A 19,308-nucleotide genomic window follows, 5' to 3' on the forward strand; every position below is an offset into this window, starting at 1 on the left:
GAAGCCCGGTAACGGGTGGAGCTGACTGGTACTAATAGGCCGAGGGCTTGTCCTCAGTTGCTCGCGTCCACTGTGTTAGTTCTGAAGTAACGAACTGTGTTCATATCCGGTTGGTTAACTTCATAGTGTTTCGGTGGTCATAGCGTTAGGGAAACGCCCGGTTTACATTCCGAACCCGGAAGCTAAGCCTTTCAGCGCCGATGGTACTGCAGGGGGGACCCTGTGGGAGAGTAGGACGCCGCCGAACAACCCGCCCTTTTAGCTCAGTCGGTAGAGCGTCTCCATGGTAAGGAGAAGGTCAACGGTTCGATTCCGTTAAAGGGCTCAATCAGAAAGGCCCCCGCCTCATGGCGGGGGCCTTTCTGCGTTCCTGGGCTTTTCCGGGGGATGTGTCGGACGCGCGTCAGGGCCGGCACCGTGGAACGGGCCGGCCCTGACGGGGAAGAGCGTTACTCGCCTTCGCGCTGCTGCGGCACCCGGAAGGTGAGGATGGCCATGTCGTCCGAGGCGGGCTCGGCGGCGAAGCGTTCGACCGCGCGCAGGACACGTGAGGCCACCGCGCCGGCCGTGAGGCCGGTACACGTGGTGAGAACCTCGGTGAGGCCGTCGTCGCCGAGCATGCGCGTTCCCTCGCGGCGTTCGGTGATGCCGTCCGTGACGCAGAGGAGGACATCGCCCGGATCCAGCGTGAGGGTCTGCTCGTAGAGCTCCAGGTCCTCCATGACGCCGAGCAGGGGCTGCGGATCCGCCGCCGGGGTGACCTCGCCGTTCGGGCGCAGACGCAGCGGCAGCGGATGACCCGCGCAGACCACCTTCATCAAGGCGCCGCCGTTGGGCTGGGGATGGAGTTCCCCGTACAGAAGGGTGAGGAAGCGGCTGCGGGCGCCCTCGTCGAGGATGGCCGCGTTCAGGCGCTCCAGGACCGCCGGGCCGCCCAGGCCCTCGCGGGCCAGGAGGCGCAGGGCGTGCCGGGCGAGACCCGTGACCGCGGCGGCCTCCGGTCCGGTACCGCAGACGTCGCCGATGGCGAAGCCGTACACACCGGGGCGGATCGGGAAGACGTCGTAGAAGTCACCACCGACCTCGTTGCCCTCGCCCGCCGCACGGTAGATGACCTCGACCTCCATCCCGGGGATGGCGGGGGAGCCGGGCGGCAGGAGACTGCGCTGGAGGGAGCGGCTGATGGCGGTGCGCTCGGAGTACAGGCGCGCGTTGTCGAGGGCGAGAGCCGCCCTGCGGGACAGGTCGTCGGCGAGTTCGAGGATCTCCTGACGGAAGTGTTCCTCGCTCGGCCGGCCGAGCGTGAGCATCCCGATGACACGGTTGCGGGCCAGCAACGGCAGGACGACCGTTTCGCCGCCCACCGTCAAGGACGCCTCGGGCCACGGCCGGGCGCCCGCCTCACGGACCGGCTCGGGCGGACTGACTTGCGAGAGCAGGTCCTTGAGCCCGTCGATGCGTTCCTCGTCCTCGTGGAGCACGTACGAGAGGTACGGATCGGAGGTCGGGTCGGCGATCGTGTAGACGGCACACCAGGTCGCCAGGGTCGGAACGGTCATCTGGGCCATGAGGGCCAGGGTCTGGTCCCGGTCGAGGGTGCCGGCCAGCAGGTCGGAGGCCTCGACGAGGAACGAGAGGGAGCCACGACGCAGACGTTCCAGTTCGCCCAGGCGAGCCGATTCCACGGCGAGGGCGATCCGGTCCGCGGCGAACTGCAGCCGCAGAGCGTCCTCGTTGGAGTAGCGGCCCGGGTACTCGGTGGCCACGCCCAGCGAACCGGTCAGCCGGCCTTCGACCTTGAGCGGAACGGTGACCACCGACCGCATGCCGGTGGCCTCCAGGAGCGGGACGGCGCCCGGGACCGCGGAAAGGTCGTCGTGGACGGCGGGCATGCGCGCCGAGCCGTACCGGTTGGTGCCGGCCTCGACCGGAACACGGGCGAACCGCTGACGGGTCGAGGGGAGTCCGGTGGTGGCACGGACCTCCAACTCCGTCTCGTCGTCGGTCGCGAGCAGCAGGAACGCGGAGTCCGCGTCGAGCATGTCGCGGGCGCGTTCGACGGTGCGCTGGAGCAGTCCGTCGAGGTCGTCGGGGGCCGGCGACCCGATGAACACCTCGAACGGGTCCGGCAGTCGCGCCTCGTTGAGCTGGGCGCCGTCGGAAGGCACGCGCAAGGGGCTCTGGAGCAGGGCGCGTTCGTCGTCGTGCACGAGCAGACAGACGATGGACGGTTCGCCGTGGGCGTCACGGACCCGCAAGTGCGAGGCGTAGACGGGGATGACGCGACCGTCGGCGCCGCGAATGCCGTAACTGCCCTCCCAGCGGGACAGCCTCAGGGCCTCGGCGATGCCGGTACCGGTGCCGGGGGTCTGCGGCCAGGCCGCGAGCTCGGCGAGCGGGCGTCCGACGGCCTTCTCGGAGGGATGACCGAAGATGTGCTCGGCGTCCTCGTTCCAGGCGGAGACGGCGTCGGCGGCGTCGATCTGGAGGACGGCGACACGGACCCGGCTGTCGGCGAGGGGAAGAAGCTGGTCGGGAACGACGGGCCCGGCGGATCGGGTACCGACCGGACGGTCCGGGAGGTCCAGCCGGAACCACACGTGCTTGTGGGTGGCCGTGTACTCCACTCCCCAGCGGGTGGCGAGGGCGGCGCACAACATGAGGCCCCGGCCGTTCTCGCGGTCGGGATCGGCGTACGGGCGCTCTCCGGGGTGCTGGAGCGGAAGTTCACGCTCCGGGTACCTGTCGGCGACCTCGACGCGCACGCCGTCCTCGGCACGCAGGCACAGGACCTCGGCCCGGGTCCCGGCGTGGACCACGGCGTTGGTCACGAGTTCGCTGGTGAGCACCACCGCGTCGTCGACGATGTCCGCGAAGCCCCAGCCGTGGAGGGTGTCGCGGACGAACCCGCGGGCAGCGGCGACCGAACGCCCTAGAGGATCGAAACTGGCAGCCGCCCGTGCCGTGATCACAGGACTCCTTCGACGCGGTTGGACATCGGGTGCCAGGTTACTTACCTTCGCGGTTCGCATGGTGCCGTCGTCCTGGATTCCACTCGCAGGGTACGGCCGGTGTGCGATGGTGCCGAAGTGTTATGGCCTGGTTCGGACAGGGTGAAACACTGGGCAGGCTTGAACAGCCGGGTTGTGGATAGAAGAGCCGGGTTGTGGTTGTTCGGAAATCCGGTGGAACAGTGGTCGACCCTTTCGGGAGGGACACGGTGGAGTCTGGCGCAGCGGTGCGGCGTACGGGAACGCGCCCCAAGGGGGGACGCTCTCGACGCAGCGGTACGACGGAAGTCGATACCGCCGCTCTGAACAGGCTGCTCACGGCCCTGGTGTCGATGCGGGACGGGAACTTCCGCAAGCGGCTGACGGTGTCCGGCGAGGGCGTGATGGCGGAGATCGCCGCCGTCTACAACGAGGTCGCCGACCGGAATCTGCACCTGACCGGGGAGCTGTCCCGGGTCCGGCGGATGGTGGGCCGCGAGGGGAAGCTCGGCGAACGGCTGGAAACAGGCGCTTGCGAGGGCTCCTGGGCGTCCGCGATCGACGCCTCGAACCAGTTGGTCGACGACCTGGCACGGCCGGTGTCCGAGGTGGGTCGGGTGCTGTCGGCGGTGGCCGAGGGCGATCTGGACCAGCGGATGGAGTTGCGGACGCAGACGGCCGACGGGCCCGGGCATCCGCTGCGCGGGGAGTTCCTCAAGGTCGGGCGTACGGTCAACAACCTGGTCGACCAGTTGTCCGCGTTCACCGACGAGGTGACGCGTGTGGCGCTGGAGGTGGGCACCGAGGGCAAGCTCGGTGGTCAGGCCCAGGTGCGCGGGATGTCCGGGTCCTGGAAGGACCTGACCGATTCCGTCAACACGATGGCGTACCGGCTCACCGCCCAGGTGCGTGACATTGCTCTCGTCACGACGGCGGTCGCGAAGGGCGATCTGTCGCGCAAGGTCACGGTGCACGTGGCCGGCGAGATGCTCCAGTTGAAGAACACCGTGAACACGATGGTGGACCAGCTGTCGTCGTTCTCCTCCGAGGTGACCCGCGTCGCCCGGGAAGTGGGCACGGAAGGCGAGCTCGGTGGCCAGGCGAAGGTGCCCGGGGTCGCGGGCGTGTGGAAGGACCTGACCGACTCCGTCAACACGATGGCGGGGAACCTGACCGCCCAGGTGCGGGGGATCGCGCAGGTGACGACGGCCGTCGCGAACGGCGACCTGTCGCAGAAGGTGCGGGTCAGCGCGCGCGGCGAGGTGGCGCAGTTGGCCGAAACGATCAATCAGATGACCGAGACGCTGCGGACCTTCGCCGACGAGGTCACGCGCGTGGCCAGCGAGGTCGGGGCCAAGGGAACGCTCGGTGGCCAGGCGCAGGTGCCGGGGGCCGCGGGTACGTGGAAGGACCTCACCGACTCGGTGAACACGGTCTTCCGCAACCTCACCACGCAGGTGCGCGACATCGCGACGGTGACGACGGCGGTGGCCAACGGCGATCTGTCGCAGAAGGTCACGGTCGACGTGGCCGGCGAGATGCTGGAATTGAAGAACACCGTCAACACGATGGTGGACCAGCTCCAGTCCTTCGGCGCGGAAGTGACGCGTGTGGCCCGTGAGGTCGGCGTGGAGGGCGAGCTGGGCGGTCAGGCGCAGGTGCCGGGGGCCGCGGGTACGTGGAAGGACCTCACCGACTCGGTGAACACCGCCTTCCGCAACCTCACCGGACAGGTCCGCAACATCGCCCAGGTGACGACGGCGGTGGCGAACGGCGATCTGTCGCAGAAGGTCACGGTGGACGTCTCCGGCGAGATGCTCCAGTTGAAGAACACCGTGAACACGATGGTGGACCAGCTGTCCTCGTTCGCGGACCAGGTCACGCGGATGGCGCGGGACGTGGGCACCGAGGGCCGGCTCGGCGGTCAGGCGCGGGTCGAGGGGGTGTCCGGCACCTGGAAGGAACTCACCGACTCCGTCAACTTCATGGCCGGCAACCTCACGTCCCAGGTGCGGCAGATCGCCCAGGTGACCACGGCGGTCGCGCGCGGTGACCTGTCGCAGAAGATCGACGTGGATGCCCGGGGCGAGATCCTGGAGCTGAAGAACACCATCAACACGATGGTGGACCAGCTCTCGGCCTTCGCGGAGCAGGTGACCCGGGTGGCCCGGGACGTGGGTACGGAGGGCAGGCTCGGGGGTCAGGCGCAGGTGCCCGGCGTGGCCGGGGTGTGGCGCGACCTGACCGACTCGGTGAACGGCATGGCCGGGAACCTGACCTCGCAGGTGCGCAACATCGCGCAGGTGGCGACGGCGGTCGCGCGCGGTGATCTGTCGCAGAAGATCGACGTGGATGCCCGGGGCGAGATCCTGGAGCTGAAGAACACCCTCAACACGATGGTCGACCAGCTCTCCAACTTCGCGGAGCAGGTGACCCGCGTCGCCCGCGAGGTGGGCACGGAGGGCATCCTCGGCGGCCAGGCGGAGGTGAAGGGTGTCTCGGGGACCTGGAAGGACCTCACGCAGTCCGTCAACTTCATGGCGAACAACCTGACCTCGCAGGTCCGCAACATCGCCGAGGTGACCACTGCGGTCGCCATGGGTGACCTGTCGAAGAAGATCACGGTCGACGCCAAGGGCGAGATCCTCGAGCTCGTCACCACCGTGAACACGATGGTGGACCAGTTGTCGTCCTTCGCGGAGCAGGTGACGCGGGTGGCGCGCGAGGTGGGCACCGAGGGCATTCTCGGCGGCCAGGCCCGGGTGCGGGGCGTGACGGGCATCTGGAAGGACCTCAGCGACAACGTCAACACCATGGCCGGGAACCTGACGGCGCAGGTGCGCGGGATCGCGCAGGTCTCGGCGGCGGTCGCCAACGGCGATCTGACGAAGAAGGTCACCGTCGAGGCGCGCGGCGAGGTCGCGCAGCTCGCCGACACCGTGAACACGATGGTGAAGACCCTGTCCTCGTTCGCCGACGAGGTGACCCGGGTGGCCCGCGAGGTGGGCACCGAGGGGCGGCTGGGCGGTCAGGCGCACGTGCCCGGTGTGTCGGGGACGTGGAAGGACCTCACCGACTCGGTGAACTTCATGGCCTCCAACCTCACCGGTCAGGTGCGGCAGATCGCCATGGTCACGACCGCCATCGCCAAGGGCGACATGACCAAGAAGATCGACATCGACGCCCGCGGCGAGATCCTGGAGCTCAAGACCACCATCAACACGATGGTCGACCAGCTGTCCTCCTTCGCCGACCAGGTGACCCGGGTGGCCCGTGAGGTGGGCACGGAGGGCATCCTCGGCGGACAGGCGCGCGTGCGCGACGTGGACGGCACCTGGCGGGACCTGACCGAGTCCGTGAACGAGATGGCCGGGAACCTGACCCGGCAGGTGCGCGCCATCGCGGCCGTGGCCACCGCGGTGACCCGCGGCGACCTGAGCCTGAAGGTCGACGTGGACGCGGCCGGTGAGATCCAGGTCCTCCAGGACAACATCAACACGATGATCGTGAACCTGCGCGACACCACCTTGGCCAACAAGGAGCAGGACTGGCTCAAGGGCAACCTCGCCCGGATCTCCGCCCTGATGCAGGGACGCCGGGAGCTGGACGACGTGGCTTCGCTGATCATGAGCGAACTGACCCCCGTGGTCTCCGCGCAGCACGGCGCCTTCTTCCTGGCGCTGCCGGCCGGGGGGACCACCGAGATCGGGACGGAGGGCGGCGCGGACGGCTCGTACGAGCTGCGGATGCGCGGGAGTTACGCGTACGCGGGCGGCCAGATGCCGATCTCGTTCCGGCCGGGGGAGGGGTTGATCGGGACGGTCGCGGAGGAGAAGCGGACGATCCTCGTCGAGAACACCCCGCCCGGCTATCTGAGGATCTCCTCGGGCCTGGGCGAGGCGCCGCCGGCCCATGTGATCGTGCTGCCGGTGCTGTTCGAGGGGAAGGTGCTCGGTGTGATCGAGCTGGCCTCCTTCACCCCGTTCACGCAGATCCAGAAGGACTTCCTGAGTCAGATCGCCGAGATGATCGGCACGAGCGTCAACACCATCAGCGTCAACTCCAAGACGGAGATGCTGCTCAAGCAGTCGCAGGAGATGACCGAGCAACTGCGAGAGCGCTCCGATGAGTTGGAGAACCGGCAGAAGGCGCTCCAGGCGGCGAACGCCGAGTTGGAGGAGAAGGCGGAGCTGCTGGCCCAGCAGAACCGCGACATCGAGGTGAAGAACACCGAGATCGAGGAGGCCCGGCAGGTCCTGGAGGAGCGCGCCGAGCAGCTCGCGGTGTCGATGCGGTACAAGTCCGAGTTCCTGGCGAACATGTCGCACGAGCTGCGGACCCCGCTCAACTCGCTGTTGATCCTGGCGAAGCTGCTGGCCGACAACGCGGACGAGAACCTCTCGCCGAAGCAGGTGGAGTTCGCGGAGACCATCCACGGCGCGGGTTCCGACCTGCTGCAGCTGATCAACGACATCCTCGACCTGTCGAAGGTCGAGGCCGGGAAGATGGACGTCTCGCCGACCCGGATCGCGTTGGTCCAGCTCGTGGACTACGTGGAGGCCACCTTCCGGCCGCTGACCGCGGAGAAGGGCCTGGACTTCTCGGTACGGGTCTCCCCGGAGCTCCCGGCGACCCTGCACACCGACGAGCAGCGGCTGCTCCAGGTACTGCGCAACCTGCTGTCCAACGCGGTGAAGTTCACCGACGGCGGCGCGGTGGAACTGGTGATCCGGCCCGCCGGCGCGGATGTGCCGACGGCGATCCGGGAGCAGTTGCTGGAGGCGGGTTCGCTGCGCGAGGCGGACGCGGACCTGATCGCGTTCTCGGTGACCGACACCGGGATCGGGATCGCGGCGAGCAAGATGCTGGTGATCTTCGAGGCGTTCAAGCAGGCGGACGGCACCACCAGCAGGAAGTACGGAGGAACGGGGCTCGGACTGTCCATCAGTCGGGAGATCGCCCGCCTGCTGGGCGGTGAGATCCACGCGGCCAGCGAGCCCGGTCGGGGCTCGACCTTCACGCTGTACCTGCCGCTGCACCCGAGCGAGCTGCCGCCGCAGGGATACGCGCCGCCGGCGCCCGGTGGCGCGCGCGGGGAGTACCGCAGGCCGGTCGAGGAGGCGCGGCCCGCGCCGGCGCTGCCGGCGGCGCCCGTACCCGGGCCGCAGGCCCAGGACCGGTCGGCGCGGCCCGCGCTGCCGGCGGCCGAGGTGGGCGGGGGCGGCCAGCAGAGCGGCCCGGCCTCGCTGTTCCGCAGGCGCCGCAAGTCGCTGAGCGACCTGGAGCCGCGTACGGCGCTTCCCGGGCAGCCGGACACGCGGGGGGCCGGGGACGGCTGGGGCGGCACCGAGGACGAACTCCCGGTGGTCCCGCGCAAGTACGACTTCCATGGCGAGAAGGTGCTCATCGTCGACGACGACGTGCGCAACGTCTTCGCGTTGACCAGCGTCCTGGAACAGCACGGATTGTCGGTGCTGTACGCGGAGAACGGTCGGGAGGGCATCGAGGTCCTGGAGCAGCACGATGATGTGACGGTCGTGCTGATGGACATCATGATGCCGGAGATGGACGGGTACGCCACGACCTCGGCGATCCGGCGGATGCCGCAGTTCGCGGGTCTGCCGATCATCGCGCTGACGGCGAAGGCGATGCAGGGCGATCGGGAGAAGGCGATCGATTCCGGCGCTTCCGACTACGTCACCAAGCCGGTTGAACCCGATTATCTGCTGTCGGTGATGGAGCAGTGGATGCGTGGGAAGTGATCGTCGGGCGGCAACACTGGTATCAATTGTTGACTCAGTGTGGCCGTAACGGTGTGGGAGGACGGTATGCGGGGAACCTTCTGCTCTCCCACACCGTTTCTGCTTCGTGCACAGTGACATCCTGGTGACAGGGTGTGGCGATCTCGGGACTGGGGCTACGATGACCGGCACAAGGACGGACGGCGCAAGGATGCCGTCCTCTGGGGCGGGGCCCGGCGCACAGGCCGGTGCCCGGAGCCGGGGAGGCCCCATGCCGGGGCGAGGAGGACAGGGCATGGTGCAGAAGGCCAAGATCCTCCTGGTCGACGACCGGCCGGAGAATCTGCTGGCGCTGGAGGCCATCCTCTCCGCGCTCGATCAGACACTGGTCCGGGCGTCGTCCGGGGAGGAAGCGCTCAAGGCGCTGTTGACGGACGATTTCGCGGTCATCCTGCTGGATGTGCAGATGCCGGGCATGGACGGTTTCGAGACGGCCGCGCACATCAAGCGGCGGGAACGGACCCGGGACATCCCGATCATCTTCCTCACCGCGATCAATCACGGTCCACACCACACCTTCCGCGGTTACGCGGCGGGCGCGGTCGACTACATCTCGAAACCGTTCGACCCGTGGGTGCTGCGCGCCAAGGTGTCGGTCTTCGTGGAGCTGTACACGAAGAACTGCCAGTTGCGGGAACAGGCGGCGCTGCTGCGACTCCAGCTGGAGGGTGGCGGGACCAACGGCGACGGCAGCAAGGAGACGGCCGGACTGCTGGCCGAACTCTCCGCGCGGCTCGCGGCGGTCGAGGAGCAGGCCGAGGCGCTGACGAAGCAACTCGGCGAGGAATCCGCCGACGCCGCCGTGGTGGCGACCGCGGCGCACCTGGAACGCAAGCTGACCGGACTGCGCAGAGCGCTGGACGCGCTCGAACCGGGCACCGGCGGGGGAGCGGCGGTACTGCCCGCCCAGGGCTGATGCCGTCGACCCCGCCGGCCCCGGTGCGGGGCCGCCTGGGTGTGCGTCAGGTCTGGCGGTGCGTCAAAGCACCGACGACCGCGGCGACACGAACGGGTGAAGGGGTGGGCACGCGCGTCCACCGGCGTGCGCACCGGTAACCTCGCCCCATGGCCTCAAGTACGTCCGGCAAGGGTTCCCAGCGCGCCGCGGGCACCGCGAAGGGCCGCACCGGCCGTACGGCGGCCCCGGCGAAGAAGACCGCTCCCGCGCGCAAGCCGCCCGCGAAGAAGGTGGCGGCGGCCCGGCGCGCCCCGGTCAAGCAGGTGCCGGCCAAGCCCGCGCCGTCCCCTACCGGGGGCGTGGTGCGGCTGGTGCGCGCCTGTTGGCTCGGCCTCGCCCACGGGGTGGGCGCCGTCTTCCGCGGTGTCGGCCAGGGCGCCAGGAACCTCGACCCCGCGCACCGCAAGGACGGCCTCGCGCTGCTCCTCCTCGCCCTCGCGCTGATCGTCGCCGCCGGAACCTGGTCGAACCTGAGCGGCCCCGTCGGCGATCTGGTCACGATGCTGGTCACCGGTGCCTTCGGGCGACTGGATCTGCTCGTACCGATCCTGCTCGGCGTGATGGCCGTGCGGTTCATCCGCCACCCCGAGCAGACCGACGCCAACGGCCGGATCGGCATCGGCCTGTCCGCGCTCGTGATCGGCGTCCTGGGCCTGGTCCACATCGCCTGCGGGGCACCCGGTCGCGACGAGGGCACCACCGCGATGCAGGACGCGGGCGGCCTCATCGGATGGGCCGCATCCAAACCGCTGATCTTCACCATGGGCGCGCCGCTGGCCGTGCCCATGCTGGTGCTGCTCACCGTCTTCGGCCTGCTCGTGGTCACGGCCACGCCGGTCAACGCGATCCCGCAGCGGCTGCGGCGGCTCGGGATCCGGCTGGGGATCATCGCGCCCAACGAGTACGACGAGGGATACGGGGACGCGGAGCAGCCCGCCGACCGGCACGACGCCGAGCGTTGGCGGGCCCGGTCCGGGGCCGACGAGCCCGTCGGGCCGTTGGATCCCACCGACGCCGCCGAGGAGGCGGCGCTGGCCCGGCGCCGCCGGCCGAGGCGCTCCGCGCCCAGGAACGGCATGGACGCCGTCGACGTGGCGGCCGCGGCGGCCGCCGCGCTGGACGGGGTGGTCTACGGCGGGATGCCTCCCTCGCCGCTGGTCGCGGACCTCACCCAGGGGATCTCCCCGGACCCCGAGGGCGCGGAGCTCACCACTCCCGTGCCGCCCGCGCGCGGTGAACGGCCCGCCGCCCTCCCCGACCCCGCACCCGTCCCCAAGCGCGCGGCCCCCGAACCCGCCGCGGCGGGCGCGTCCGCGCCGGCAGCCGTACCCGCGTCCGCCGAGCGCCCGCACGACACCACCGCCGCGGCCTCCGGGACCCTGTCGGTGCCGGACCTGACGAAGGCGTCGCCGGAACCCCGGTCGTTGGCGCCGCGTTCCGAGCAGCTCCAGTTGCGCGGGGACATCACGTACGTCAAACCCCGGCTGGACCTGCTGGAGCGCGGCGGTCCCGGCAAGACCCGCAGCGCCGCCAACGACGCGGTCGTCGCCTCGCTGACCAACGTCTTCATGGAGTTCAAGGTCGACGCGTCCGTCACCGGTTTCACCCGGGGTCCGACGGTCACCCGCTACGAGGTGACGCTGGGCGCGGCCGTGAAGGTCGAGCGGATCACGGCGCTCGCCAAGAACATCGCCTACGCCGTCGCCTCGCCGGACGTACGGATCATCAGCCCCATCCCGGGCAAGTCGGCGGTCGGCATCGAGATCCCGAACACCGACCGCGAGATGGTCAACCTGGGCGACGTGCTGCGCCTCGCGGACGCCGCCGAGGACGACCACCCGATGCTGGTGGCGCTCGGCAAGGACGTCGAGGGCGGCTACGTCATGGCCAACCTCGCCAAGATGCCGCACGTGCTGGTCGCCGGCGCCACCGGCTCCGGCAAGTCCTCCTGCATCAACTGCCTGATCACCTCGGTGATGATCCGGGCCACCCCGGAGGAGGTGAAGATGGTGCTGGTCGACCCCAAGCGGGTGGAGCTGACCGCGTACGAGGGCATTCCGCACCTGATCACGCCGATCATCACCAATCCCAAGCGAGCCGCCGAGGCCCTGCAGTGGGTCGTGCGCGAGATGGACCTGCGCTACGACGACCTCGCGGCCTTCGGGTACCGGCACATCGACGACTTCAACCAGGCCATCCGGGACGGCAAGATCAAACTGCCGCCGGGCAGCGAGCGGGAGCTCACCCCGTATCCGTACCTGCTGGTGATCGTGGACGAGCTCGCCGACCTGATGATGGTCGCGCCGCGCGACGTCGAGGACTCGATCGTCCGCATCACCCAGTTGGCCCGAGCGGCCGGCATCCATCTGGTGCTCGCCACCCAGCGGCCCTCGGTGGACGTGGTCACCGGCCTGATCAAGGCGAACGTGCCGTCGCGGCTCGCCTTCGCCACCTCCTCGCTCGCAGACAGCCGGGTCATCCTGGACCAGCCCGGTGCCGAGAAGCTGATCGGCAAGGGTGACGGGCTGTTCCTGCCGATGGGCGCGAACAAGCCGGTCCGTCTCCAGGGGGCCTTCGTCACCGAGGAGGAGATCTCCGGGGTGGTCCAACACTGCAAGGAGCAGATGACCCCCGTCTTCCGCGACGACGTCACGGTCGGGCAGAAGCAGAAGAAGGAGATCGACGAGGAGATCGGCGACGACCTGGACCTGCTGTGCCAGGCGGCGGAGCTGGTCGTCTCCACCCAGTTCGGCTCCACCTCGATGCTCCAGCGCAAGCTGCGGGTCGGTTTCGCCAAGGCCGGGCGGCTCATGGACCTGATGGAATCGCGCGGGATCGTCGGCCCCAGCGAGGGGTCGAAGGCTCGCGACGTGATGGTGAAGCCGGACGAGCTGGACGAGGTCCTGGCCGTCATCCGAGGCGAGTCCCACCCGTAACAAATGGGCGGGCAACCGTTTCCCCTCGGCGCGCGTCAAGTTGAGGGAGACGCAGGCCCCGCGCCCTCGGCACGAGGTCGTCCCACCCGTTTCACCTGTTCCACTCGTCACGCACCGCTGCGGATTCCCCGCGTCATTCGGATCACCATTCGGATGGCGTAGGGAGTCCACCCTCCGGTTGCTCCACCCTTTCGTCACCCCCCTAGACTGGTAAGCCAGCAGGTGGCTACACGCTCGAAAGGCGCCCTCGTGTCCATCGGCAACGCCAACTCCCCCGAAGAAGAGCGGCCTTCGACCGACGACCGGTCCGAGGACCGCATCGTCGAACGTTCCGTCGAAGGACCGTCCATCGGGACGGCCCTCAAGAAGGCCCGGATCGTCGCCGGGCTCACTGTCGACGAGGTCAGTTCCACCACCCGCGTGCGCATCCCGATCGTGCACGCGATCGAAGAAGACGATTTCACGCGGTGCGGCGGCGACGTCTACGCCCGCGGTCACATCCGTACCCTCGCCCGCGCCGTGGGCCTCGATCCGGAACCTCTGGTCGACGCCTACGACGCGGCTCACGGCGGCCGGCCGGCACCCACCCCCGCCGCGCCGATGTTCGAAGCGGAGCGGATCCGTCCGGAACGGCAGCGGCCCAACTGGACCGCCGCCATGGTCGCCGCCATCGTCGCCGTGATCGGCTTCGTGGGCTTCACCGCCTTCAGCGGTGGCGACGAGAACGGCAAGCGACCCGTCGCGGAGGGAACCGCCTCCCCGAAGCCCGCCCCCAAGCAGGCCGGGAAGCCGGCCGCCTCGCCGTCGCAGAGCCCCAAGGCCCCCAAGCCCGAGCCCTCGGACAGCGCCATCGCGGCCGCGCCCAAGGACCTCGTCACGGTGGTCCTGACGGCCGACACCGGCGAGAGCTGGATCTCCGCGAAGGACCACAACGGGCGACTCCTGTTCGACGGCACCCTCGCGCAGGGTGAGTCGAAGACCTTCACCGACAAGGAGTCCATCGACCTCGTACTCGGCGACGCCGGGGCCGTGCACCTCTTCGTGAACGGCAAGGAGATCAAGGACACCTTCCAGGCGGGTCAAGTGGAACGTCTCACCTACACCAAGGACGACCCCCGCCAGGGCCAGGCCCAGGCGGGCTGACCTGTACGGAGCAAGCAATTCCGGATCCCCGGGACGCCGCGCCGCGTCCCGGGGATCTTGCCGTGGTGGGACGTGGGGCGGGGGCCGCCTTCGGGACGAAGTAGTCTTGAGTCCATGCCCGAACGCCGTACCGTCGCCCTTGTCACTCTTGGCTGCGCCCGTAACGAGGTGGACTCGGAGGAGCTCGCAGGCCGCTTGGCGGCGGATGGCTGGGAGCTCGTCGAGGACGCCGCCGAAGCGGACGTCGCCGTCGTCAACACCTGCGGCTTCGTCGAAGCCGCCAAGAAGGATTCCGTAGACGCCCTGCTGGAAGCCAACGATCTCAAGGATCACGGCAAGACCCAGGCCGTGGTCGCCGTCGGCTGTATGGCCGAGCGCTACGGCAAGGAACTCGCCGAAGCGCTCCCCGAGGCCGACGGCGTGCTCGGATTCGACGACTACGCCGACATCTCCGACCGCCTCCAGACCATCCTCAACGGCGGCATCCACGCCTCCCACACCCCCCGCGACCGGCGCAAGCTGCTGCCGATCAGCCCCGCGGCCCGCCAGGACGCGGAGGTGGCCCTGCCCGGCCACGCGCAGGAGCCGATCGCCGAGGCGCCGGCCGACCTGCCCGACGGGCTCGCGCCCGCCTCCGGGCCGCGCGCGCCCCTGCGCCGCCGCCTGGACAAGAGCCCCGTCGCCTCGGTCAAGCTGGCCTCCGGCTGCGACCGGCGCTGCTCCTTCTGCGCCATCCCGTCCTTCCGCGGCTCCTTCATCTCGCGCCGTCCCAGCGACGTGCTGGGCGAGACCCGCTGGCTCGCGGAACAGGGCGTCAAGGAGATCATGCTGGTCTCCGAGAACAACACCTCGTACGGCAAGGACCTGGGCGACATCCGCCTGCTGGAGACCCTGCTGCCGGAGCTGGCCGAGGTGGACGGCATCGAGCGCGTCCGCGTCAGCTACCTCCAGCCCGCCGAGATGCGGCCCGGTCTGATCGACGTGCTCACCTCGACCCCCAAGGTCGTCCCGTACTTCGACCTGTCCTTCCAGCACTCGGCGCCCGACGTGCTGCGCTCCATGCGCCGCTTCGGTGACACCGACCGCTTCCTGGAACTGCTCGACACCATCCGCTCCAAGGCCCCGCAGGCCGGCGTCCGGTCCAACTTCATCGTCGGGTTCCCCGGGGAGAAGGAGTCGGACTTCAAGGAGCTGGAGCGCTTCCTCACCCACGCGAGGCTCGACGCCATCGGCGTCTTCGGCTACTCGGACGAGGACGGCACCGAAGCCGTCACCTACGACGGCAAGCTGGACGAGGACACCATCGCCGAGCGGCTCGCGCACATGCAGCGGCTGGCCGAGGAGCTCACCTCGCAGCGCGCGGAGGAGCGGATCGGCGAGACCCTGGAGGTCCTCGTGGAGTCCGTCGAGTCCGTGGACGAGGACGGCGAGGGCGCCTACGGGCGCGCCGCCCACCAGGCTCCCGAAACGGACGGCCAGGTCGTCTTCACGGACGGCGCGGGTCTGGTCCCCGGGCGTATCGTCACGGCAAAGGTGGTCGGCACCCTCGGTGTCGACCTGGTCGCGGAGCCCTTGGGCCTGGATCTTGAGGAGGCGGCCGGATGACCGGAGTCCCGGCGTCTGCGGCGGGCGGGACCGGCCGCCGGCCGGCACCCGGCGCGACGGTCGGGGCTGCGGCCGTCAATCAGGCCGGCCTGTGGAACATCGCCAACCTCCTGACGATGCTCCGGCTCGTACTCGTGCCGGGATTCGTCCTGCTGCTGCTCGCCGACGGGGGCTACGACCCCGTCTGGCGGGCATGGGCGTGGGCGGCGTTCGCCGTGGCCATGATCACGGACATCTTCGACGGGCACCTCGCCCGGACGTACAACCTGGTCACGGATTTCGGGAAGATCGCCGACCCCATCGCCGACAAGGCGATCATGGGGTCGGCGCTGATCTGTCTCTCCTGGCTCGGTGACCTGCCCTGGTGGGTCACCGGGGTCATCCTCGGACGGGAACTCGGGATCACGCTGCTGCGCTTCTGGGTGATCCGCTATGGGGTCATCCCGGCGAGCCGGGGCGGCAAGATGAAGACCCTCGCGCAGGGGACGGCCGTGGGCATGTACGTCCTCGCGCTGACCGGACCGCTGGCCACGCTGCGGTTCTGGGTCATGGCCGTCGCCGTCGTGCTGACGGTCGTCACCGGTCTGGACTACATCCGGCAGGCCGTCGTACTGCGTCGCAAGGGCCTCGCCGCGGAGCTGGCCGTGGAGCGGGCCGCGAGGTGACGGACGGCGCGGGTGATTTCTCGGTGGCCGGTGGTGCGGCGGAAGCCGGCGCCGGGATCGTCGAGGTGGCCGGAGACGTACTGCGACTGCTCGCGGAGAGTGACCAGAGCGTCGCCGTCGCCGAGTCGCTCACCGGCGGCATGGTCGCCGCGGCGATCACCTCCGTGCCCGGAGCCTCGAAGTCCTTTCGCGGCTCGGTCACGGCGTACGCGACGGAGCTCAAGCACCGGGTCCTCGGAGTGGACACCGATCTGCTGGCGGCCGAGGGCGCGGTGAACGCCCAGGTGGCGCTGGAGATGGCCACCGGCGTCCGACGGATCATGGGGGCGTCGTGGGGGATCGCGACGACCGGAGTGGCCGGCCCGGACCCGCAGGACGGGCAGCCGGTGGGAACGGTTTTCATCGCCGTGGCGGGTCCCGGGGGCAGGAAAACGGCCCGGCTGTGGTTGAACGGCTCCCGTACGGAAATCCGTAGGGAGAGTGCACGGACAGTGCTCGAACTTCTCTCGAGCGAACTCCGCGAGAATCTGCGGGGGCAGGATACGGAACAGAACGGGGGGATTTGATGTTTGCAGCCCTGAGTGAACACGACATAGCTCCCCGCACGGCCGCGGCGCGAGGCGGTACGGTGGGGCGTGAAGGTTACGGCTACACGGTCAGAGGAGGGAGCCACCGATGATTCTGCTCCGTCGCCTGCTGGGTGACGTGCTGCGTCGGCAGCGCCAGCGCCAGGGCCGTACTCTGCGCGAGGTCTCCTCATCCGCCCGAGTTTCGCTCGGCTATCTCTCCGAGGTGGAGCGGGGGCAGAAGGAGGCATCCTCCGAGCTGCTCTCCGCGATCTGCGACGCGCTTGACGTACGGATGTCCGAGCTGATGCGGGAAGTCAGCGACGAACTGTCGTTGGCAGAGCTTGCGCAGTCGGCCGCGGCAAGCGAACCGGTGCCGGCACCGGTGCGCCCGATGCTCAATTCGGTCTCCGTGACCTCGGTCGCGGGAACCACGGAACGGGTGACCATCAAGGCCCCCGTGGAAGCGGTGAACGTCGTAGCCGCGTGAGTCCAAGCGTGTGAGTGTGGCTGGAGCCCCGGTCGGTGCGAGACGCATCGGGTGGGGTTCCTTGCCGTGTGCCCGTCCCCGTGTCTCGTGCACCGTGCCGCAAGGGTGTCCCGCGGACCGTTCTGGGTGCGGTGGGCAGGGGGGTGCGGGAGGATGGGCGCGTCCGGATCCCCGCCTCCCGGGAGGCAGCCGTGCGGCGGCTACTGATACCCCTTGCGCTGACCGTGGGCCTGTTGTGGTGGTGGGCCGTGCTGCGGCTGGCCCTGGCACCCGCGGAGTCCGGACCCGTCGAGGGCGCGGTGGCGGTCGGCGGCTGGGGGCTGGGGCTCCTGCCGGTGCACTGTGCCCCCAGGCCCGAGCGGGCGCGCCGCAAGCGGGGGTCGGGGGACGGGGGAACCGTCGCGCTGGCCGTCACGACCACGGCCGTGCCCGCCGGTCCGGCGTCTACCAGGGCATCGACACTCCACCGTTCGGGCGAAGAATCTGGCCCGTCATGAAGGACGAGGCGTCCGAGGCGAGGTAGAGCACGGCCTGCGCGATGTCCTCGGGCTCGCCGACCCGGCCGAGCGGGGACATTCGTACCATCGTCGCCTCGGTCCGCTCCTGCGCCAGCGCGCCGTGGCGGCCGGTCATGGGGGTGCGGATCCACCCCGGCGCGACGGCGTTGACGCGGATGCCGTGCGGGCCCGTCTCGGTGGCCAGGGTCTTGGTCAACTGGACGACGGCGGCCTTGGCGGCGCTGTAGCAGAGCAGACCGGGCTGGGCGGCGTCCACGGCGCCGGAGGCCATGGTGACGATCGAGCCGGGGCGGCCGGCGGCGATCATGGCGCGGGCGGATTCCTGGCAGGTGCGCAGGATCCCCTTGAAGTTGATGTCCAGGACCCGGTCGAGGTCCTCGTCGGTGGTCTCCAGGACGCTGCTGGTGTGCATGATCCCGGCGATGGCGGCCGTGATGTCGAGGGGACCCGCCGCCGCGACGGCTGCCCGGAGCGCGGCGCGGTCCGTGACGTCGAGGGCGTGGACTGTGGCCCGTCCACCGGCCTTGGCGACCAGGTCGGCGGTTTCCCGAAGGCCGTGCGCGTCGCGGTCGGCGCAGTGCACGGACGCGCCGGCCTCGGCGAGGAGCACGGCGGTGGCACGGCCGATGCCGCTCGCGGCGCCGGTGATCAGCGCGGTGCGGCCGGTGAGGTCGTACGAGGCTGTGGGCATGTCGGGACCGTACGACCGAACCTGACGGACCGTCAACTACGGGGTCGGGCCGGATTGGCAGCTCGGGCACCAGTAAGTGGGCCGGTCGTCCTGCCGTGCCTCGCGGACCGGGGTGCCGCAGCGCAGGCAGGGGCGGCGCAGGCGGCCGTAGACGAACAGGTCCTGGCCGGGGCGGTGGCTGCCGGTGGTGTTGCGGTGGCCGTCACGCCCGCCGCGGCCGCCGCGCTCGCCGACGTTGGCGCGCAGGAGTCGGTGGGCGGCGCCGGCGAGCCGGACGGTCGTGACCTCGGGGTCGGGGAGGGCGCCCACCGGGGTCCAGGGGGTGACCTGGGCCAGGAAGCAGAGCTCGGACTTGTAGATGTTGCCGATGCCGGCCAGGTTGCGTTGGTCGAGGAGGGCCTCGCCGAGCGGGCGGTCGGGGTCGGCGAGGAGGTTCGCGGCGGCCCGGGCGGCGTCCCAGTCCGGGCCGAGGAGGTCGGGGCCGAGGTGGCCGACGACGCGCTCCTCGTCGGCGGTGCGGATCAGTTCCACGACGGGGAGGCGGTAGCCGACGGCGGTGGAGTCGGTGGTGCCGAGGACGACGCGGATCTCGTGGACGGGGCCCCCGTGCCACTTCGCGGCCGCGGGGAAGACGTGCCAGGCGCCGTCCATGCGCAGGTGGGTGTGGAGGGTGAGGCCGTCGTCCCCGTCCCCCGCCTCGAAGCGGGCCAGGAGGTGCTTGCCGCGGGGGGTGACGTCGAGGGTGGTGCGGCCCGTGAGGTCGGCGGTGGCGAAGCGGGGGACGCGCAGGTCGGAGCGGGTGAGCCGCTTCCCGGCCAGGGCCTCGTGGAGGCGGGCCGCCGCGCGCCAGACGCTGTCTCCTTCGGGCATGGGCCCATTGTCGGCGTCCGGGCGGGGATTCTCTGCCGAACCCCGGCGTACGGCGAGCCCCCGCGGCCGTTCGCC

The 19,308-nt window shown here is 70.0% G+C and carries 11 protein-coding genes, 1 tRNA gene and 1 rRNA gene; 10 read left to right on the plus strand and 3 right to left on the minus strand.

The window, feature by feature from the left end:
• Positions 1–129: 129 nt before the first annotated feature.
• Both rrf and ACFYW3_RS00010 read left to right on the plus strand, forming a co-directional pair.
• Positions 130–247 (plus strand): 5S ribosomal RNA (gene rrf, locus ACFYW3_RS00005).
• 5 nt (positions 248–252) lie between these two features.
• A tRNA-Thr gene (locus tag ACFYW3_RS00010) sits at positions 253–325 on the plus strand.
• A gap of 124 nt (positions 326–449) precedes the next feature.
• On the opposite strand, the gene ACFYW3_RS00015 is transcribed toward ACFYW3_RS00010, so the two are convergent.
• Positions 450–3,032, minus strand: a complete 2,583-nt coding sequence (locus ACFYW3_RS00015) for a SpoIIE family protein phosphatase (RefSeq protein ID WP_351750630.1) — start codon at positions 3,030–3,032, stop codon at positions 450–452.
• 188 nt (positions 3,033–3,220) lie between these two features.
• On the opposite strand from ACFYW3_RS00015, the gene ACFYW3_RS00020 reads away from it, so the two are divergent.
• From ACFYW3_RS00020 to ACFYW3_RS00055, 8 genes are all read left to right on the plus strand, one after another.
• The gene (locus ACFYW3_RS00020; RefSeq protein ID WP_389385068.1) at positions 3,221–8,752 is read left to right on the plus strand and encodes a HAMP domain-containing protein; all 5,532 of its coding nucleotides are present in this window, start codon (positions 3,221–3,223) and stop codon (positions 8,750–8,752) included.
• Positions 8,753–9,026: 274 nt separating this feature from the next.
• Positions 9,027–9,707, plus strand: a complete 681-nt coding sequence (locus ACFYW3_RS00025) for a two-component system response regulator (protein WP_053682241.1) — start codon at positions 9,027–9,029, stop codon at positions 9,705–9,707.
• Between the two features lie 149 nt (positions 9,708–9,856).
• Positions 9,857–12,685 (plus strand): DNA translocase FtsK, encoded by a 2,829-nt coding sequence (locus tag ACFYW3_RS00030; RefSeq protein WP_389385069.1) that lies wholly within the window; start codon positions 9,857–9,859, stop codon positions 12,683–12,685.
• 249 nt (positions 12,686–12,934) lie between these two features.
• Positions 12,935–13,828 carry a RodZ domain-containing protein gene (locus ACFYW3_RS00035; protein WP_351750635.1) on the plus strand — a complete coding sequence of 298 codons (894 nt, stop codon included), beginning with the start codon at positions 12,935–12,937 and terminating at the stop codon, positions 13,826–13,828.
• A 114-nt stretch (positions 13,829–13,942) separates the two neighbouring features.
• Entirely contained in the window at positions 13,943–15,433 is a 1,491-nt protein-coding gene (rimO, locus tag ACFYW3_RS00040) for a 30S ribosomal protein S12 methylthiotransferase RimO (protein WP_389385070.1), read from the plus strand.
• Entirely contained in the window at positions 15,430–16,098 is a 669-nt protein-coding gene (gene pgsA / locus ACFYW3_RS00045; RefSeq protein ID WP_351750637.1) for a CDP-diacylglycerol--glycerol-3-phosphate 3-phosphatidyltransferase, read from the plus strand. Before rimO ends, pgsA begins: the two co-directional genes overlap by 4 nt.
• A gap of 56 nt (positions 16,099–16,154) precedes the next feature.
• Positions 16,155–16,664: a CinA family protein gene (locus ACFYW3_RS00050; protein ID WP_351750779.1), complete on the plus strand. Its 510-nt coding sequence runs from the start codon at positions 16,155–16,157 to the stop codon at positions 16,662–16,664.
• Between the two features lie 109 nt (positions 16,665–16,773).
• Entirely contained in the window at positions 16,774–17,154 is a 381-nt protein-coding gene (locus ACFYW3_RS00055; RefSeq protein ID WP_053682245.1) for a helix-turn-helix domain-containing protein, read from the plus strand.
• Between the two features lie 444 nt (positions 17,155–17,598).
• Here the strand turns inward: ACFYW3_RS00055 and ACFYW3_RS00060 are convergent, their stop codons facing one another.
• Both ACFYW3_RS00060 and ACFYW3_RS00065 read right to left on the minus strand, forming a co-directional pair.
• Positions 17,599–18,363: an SDR family NAD(P)-dependent oxidoreductase gene (locus ACFYW3_RS00060; RefSeq protein WP_389385071.1), complete on the minus strand. Its 765-nt coding sequence runs from the start codon at positions 18,361–18,363 to the stop codon at positions 17,599–17,601.
• Positions 18,364–18,399: 36 nt separating this feature from the next.
• On the minus strand, positions 18,400–19,233 hold the full coding sequence (locus ACFYW3_RS00065; protein ID WP_351750641.1) for a DNA-formamidopyrimidine glycosylase family protein: 834 nt from the start codon (positions 19,231–19,233) through the stop codon (positions 18,400–18,402).
• Between the last annotated feature and the right edge of the window lie 75 nt (positions 19,234–19,308).

Source organism: Streptomyces sp. NPDC002602, assembly GCF_042889445.1.
Lineage (GTDB): Bacteria > Actinomycetota > Actinomycetes > Streptomycetales > Streptomycetaceae > Streptomyces.

Coding starts and splice junctions, on each gene's coding strand:
- ACFYW3_RS00015 (WP_351750630.1), bottom strand. CDS start 3,032: ATGCGAACCGCGAAGGTAAGTAACCTGGCACCCGATGTCCAACCGCGT.
- ACFYW3_RS00065 (WP_351750641.1), bottom strand. CDS start 19,233: ATGCCCGAAGGAGACAGCGTCTGGCGCGCGGCGGCCCGCCTCCACGAG.
- ACFYW3_RS00030 (WP_389385069.1), top strand. CDS start 9,857: ATGGCCTCAAGTACGTCCGGCAAGGGTTCCCAGCGCGCCGCGGGCACC.
- ACFYW3_RS00025 (WP_053682241.1), top strand. CDS start 9,027: ATGGTGCAGAAGGCCAAGATCCTCCTGGTCGACGACCGGCCGGAGAAT.
- ACFYW3_RS00055 (WP_053682245.1), top strand. CDS start 16,774: ATGATTCTGCTCCGTCGCCTGCTGGGTGACGTGCTGCGTCGGCAGCGC.
- ACFYW3_RS00060 (WP_389385071.1), bottom strand. CDS start 18,363: ATGCCCACAGCCTCGTACGACCTCACCGGCCGCACCGCGCTGATCACC.
- pgsA (WP_351750637.1), top strand. CDS start 15,430: ATGACCGGAGTCCCGGCGTCTGCGGCGGGCGGGACCGGCCGCCGGCCG.
- rimO (WP_389385070.1), top strand. CDS start 13,943: ATGCCCGAACGCCGTACCGTCGCCCTTGTCACTCTTGGCTGCGCCCGT.